This window comes from Escherichia sp. KCJ4928, from assembly GCF_004352695.1.
GTDB lineage: Bacteria > Pseudomonadota > Gammaproteobacteria > Enterobacterales > Enterobacteriaceae > ECMA0423.
This window is the reverse complement of sequence record NZ_SJWV01000279.1, coordinates 1-3,593: the sequence shown is the minus strand read 5'-3', so window position 1 is coordinate 3,593 and position 3,593 is coordinate 1. Positions and strand designations below refer to the sequence as shown.

Below are 3,593 nucleotides of genomic sequence, written 5' to 3'. Positions count from 1 at the left end.
GTCATTGTGACTAATGTTAATTTAGTCTTTTCAAGTTTAAGTGCATTAAACACTTCTAAATTAATTGTCGACGTAACAATTAAAAGATGCTTAATTTTATGCAATTCAAGCGCCCGAATAACAGGAAAGATGGCCATAGCATCGCCAATCTGGTCGGGAATATGGATGACAACAAAGTCTGTTTTTTCAATATTGAAATTATAAGCTTTATAATCGTAGTAACTAAATGCAATACGTCTCAACAATGATGCTAAAAACATACCTAACCTCGCCTCCCTACTGGTTATAATGCAATGCAGTCTATCAGACTCATCAGGGTGCCATTTTGTGCATATGCGGACTTTTATGTTTCATATCTCTAACCTGTGGGTCCTCTGCTTAATCCTTAAACAACACCAGCAACTCCTGCGCTTTCATCTTCCATCGAATTTTTCATGTTGCCGCTAATCAGCCATAAAATCATTTGCAGATGCGCTCTGTCGAGGTAGTCTCATAAGGTTCGTTTATAGATCGACGGCAATGTGAGTTACCTTTTCCATACTAATTATAAAAAGACAGTACAAACAGGATCATTATGGACTCCACGCTCATCTCCACTCGTCCCGATGAAGGGACGCTTTCGTTAAGTCGCGCCCGACGAGCTGCGTTAGGCAGCTTCGCTGGTGCCGTCGTCGACTGGTATGATTTTTTACTCTATGGCATCACCGCCGCACTGGTGTTTAATCGCGAGTTTTTCCCGCAAGTAAGCCCGGCGATGGGAACGCTCGCCGCATTTGCTACCTTTGGCGTCGGATTCCTTTTCCGTCCGCTCGGCGGTGTCATTTTCGGTCACTTTGGCGACCGACTGGGACGTAAGCGCATGTTAATGCTGACCGTCTGGATGATGGGCATCGCGACAGCCTTGATTGGTATTCTTCCTTCATTCTCGACCATTGGGTGGTGGGCACCTATTTTGCTGGTGACACTGCGTGCCATTCAGGGATTTGCCGTCGGCGGCGAATGGGGAGGCGCGGCGTTGCTTTCCGTTGAAAGTGCACCGAAAAATAAAAAAGCCTTTTACAGTAGCGGTGTACAAGTTGGCTACGGTGTAGGTTTACTGCTTTCAACCGGACTGGTTTCATTGATCAGTATGATGACGACTGACGAACAGTTTTTAAGCTGGGGCTGGCGCATTCCTTTCCTGTTTAGCATCGTACTGGTACTGGGAGCATTGTGGGTGCGCAATGGCATGGAGGAGTCCGCGGAATTTGAACAACAGCAACATTATCAAGCTGCCGCGAAAAAACGCATCCCGGTTATCGAAGCGCTGTTACGACATCCCGGTGCTTTCCTGAAGATTATTGCGCTACGACTGTGCGAATTGCTGACGATGTACATCGTTACTGCCTTTGCACTTAATTATTCAACCCAGAATATGGGGCTACCGCGCGAACTTTTCCTTAATATTGGTTTGCTGGTAGGTGGATTAAGCTGCCTGACAATTCCCTGTTTTGCCTGGCTTGCCGATCGTTTTGGTCGCCGTAGGGTTTATATCACAGGCGCGTTAATCGGAACGTTGAGCGCATTTCCTTTCTTTATGGCGCTTGAAGCACAATCCATTTTCTGGATAGTTTTCTTCTCCATAATGCTGGCAAACATTGCGCATGACATGGTGGTGTGTGTGCAACAACCGATGTTTACCGAAATGTTTGGTGCCAGTTATCGCTATAGTGGCGCAGGAGTCGGTTATCAGGTTGCCAGTGTGGTTGGCGGTGGATTTACACCTTTTATTGCCGCTGCACTCATCACTTACTTTGCCGGGAACTGGCATAGCGTCGCCATTTATTTGCTGGCTGGATGCCTGATTTCCGCAATGACCGCTTTGTTGATGAAAGACAGTCAACGCGCTTGATAGCCTGGCGAAGATCATCCGATCTTCGCCTTACACTTTTGTTTCACATTTCTGTGACATACTATCGGATGTGCGGTAATTGTATGGAACAGGAGACACACATGAATAATAAGGGCTCCGGTCTGACCCCAGCTCAGGCACTGGATAAACTCGACGCGCTGTATGAGCAATCTGTAGTCGCATTACGCAACGCCATTGGCAACTATATTACAAGTGGCGAATTACCTGATGAAAACGCCCGCAAACAAGGTCTTTTTGTCTATCCATCACTGACCGTAACCTGGGACGGTAGCACAACCAATCCCCCCAAAACGCGCGCATTTGGTCGTTTTACTCACGCAGGCAGCTACACCACCACGATTACTCGCCCTACTCTCTTTCGTTCGTATCTTAATGAACAACTTACGTTGCTGTATCAGGATTATGGTGCGCATATCTCTGTGCAACCCTCGCAGCATGAAATCCCTTATCCTTATGTCATCGATGGCTCTGAATTGACACTTGATCGCTCAATGAGCGCTGGGTTAACTCGCTACTTCCCGACAACAGAACTGGCGCAAATTGGCGATGAAACTGCAGACGGCATTTATCATCCAACGGAATTCTCCCCGCTATCGCATTTTGATGCGCGCCGCGTCGATTTTTCCCTCGCACGGTTGCGCCATTATACCGGTACGCCAGTTGAACATTTTCAGCCGTTCGTCTTGTTTACCAACTACACACGTTATGTGGATGAATTCGTTCGTTGGGGATGCAGCCAGATCCTCGATCCTGATAGTCCCTACATTGCCCTTTCTTGTGCTGGCGGGAACTGGATCACCGCCGAAACCGAAGCGCCAGAAGAAGCCATTTCCGACCTTGCATGGAAAAAACATCAGATGCCAGCATGGCATTTAATTACCGCCGATGGTCAGGGTATTACTCTGGTGAATATTGGCGTGGGACCGTCAAATGCTAAAACCATCTGCGATCATCTGGCAGTGCTACGCCCGGATGTCTGGTTGATGATTGGTCACTGTGGCGGATTACGTGAAAGTCAGGCCATTGGCGATTATGTACTTGCACACGCTTATTTACGCGATGACCACGTTCTTGATGCGGTTCTGCCGCCCGATATTCCTATTCCGAGCATTGCTGAAGTGCAACGTGCGCTTTATGACGCCACCAAGCTGGTGAGCGGCAGGCCCGGTGAGGAAGTCAAACAGCGGCTACGTACTGGTACTGTGGTAACCACAGATGACAGGAACTGGGAATTACGTTACTCAGCTTCTGCACTTCGTTTTAACTTAAGCCGGGCCGTAGCAATTGATATGGAAAGTGCAACCATTGCCGCGCAAGGATATCGTTTCCGCGTGCCATACGGGACACTACTGTGTGTTTCAGATAAACCGTTGCATGGCGAGATTAAACTTCCCGGCCAGGCTAACCGTTTTTATGAAGGCGCTATTTCCGAACATCTGCAAATTGGCATTCGGGCGATCGATTTGCTGCGCGCAGAAGGCGACCGACTGCATTCGCGTAAATTACGAACCTTTAATGAGCCGCCGTTCCGATAATAAGTTCTGAACCTTCTTATCAGAAATAGATGTGAAGGAGTAAGTAAGACACCTGGCAAATAGCCTGCAATAATCGTGGGCTGTTTGCTTCCTTGGGCGGATACGAGTTTTATTATCGTCTTAATGATTTCCACATATTAAAAGCA

Annotated in this window: 2 protein-coding genes and 1 pseudogene; 2 read left to right on the top strand and 1 reads right to left on the bottom strand. The window is 47.7% G+C overall.

What is annotated here, in order from left to right; translation table 11 throughout:
- Positions 1-260, bottom strand: a pseudogene (locus E0D98_RS22360) (lipopolysaccharide heptosyltransferase family protein); the annotation flags it as partial.
- A gap of 314 nt (positions 261-574) precedes the next feature.
- On the opposite strand from E0D98_RS22360, the gene shiA reads away from it, so the two are divergent.
- Positions 575-1,891 (top strand): shikimate transporter, encoded by a 1,317-nt coding sequence (shiA, locus tag E0D98_RS22355; RefSeq protein ID WP_000378572.1) that lies wholly within the window; start codon positions 575-577, stop codon positions 1,889-1,891.
- Between the two features lie 101 nt (positions 1,892-1,992).
- The gene (gene amn, locus E0D98_RS22350) at positions 1,993-3,447 is read left to right on the top strand and encodes an AMP nucleosidase (protein WP_001060244.1); all 1,455 of its coding nucleotides are present in this window, start codon (positions 1,993-1,995) and stop codon (positions 3,445-3,447) included.
- The last annotated feature ends 146 nt before the right edge of the window (positions 3,448-3,593 follow it).

What these genes read in the sequence shown, in the direction of transcription:
- shiA (WP_000378572.1), top strand. Translation starts at nt 575, where the DNA reads ATGGACTCCACGCTCATCTCCACTCGTCCCGATGAAGGGACGCTTTCG.
- amn (WP_001060244.1), top strand. Translation starts at nt 1,993, where the DNA reads ATGAATAATAAGGGCTCCGGTCTGACCCCAGCTCAGGCACTGGATAAA.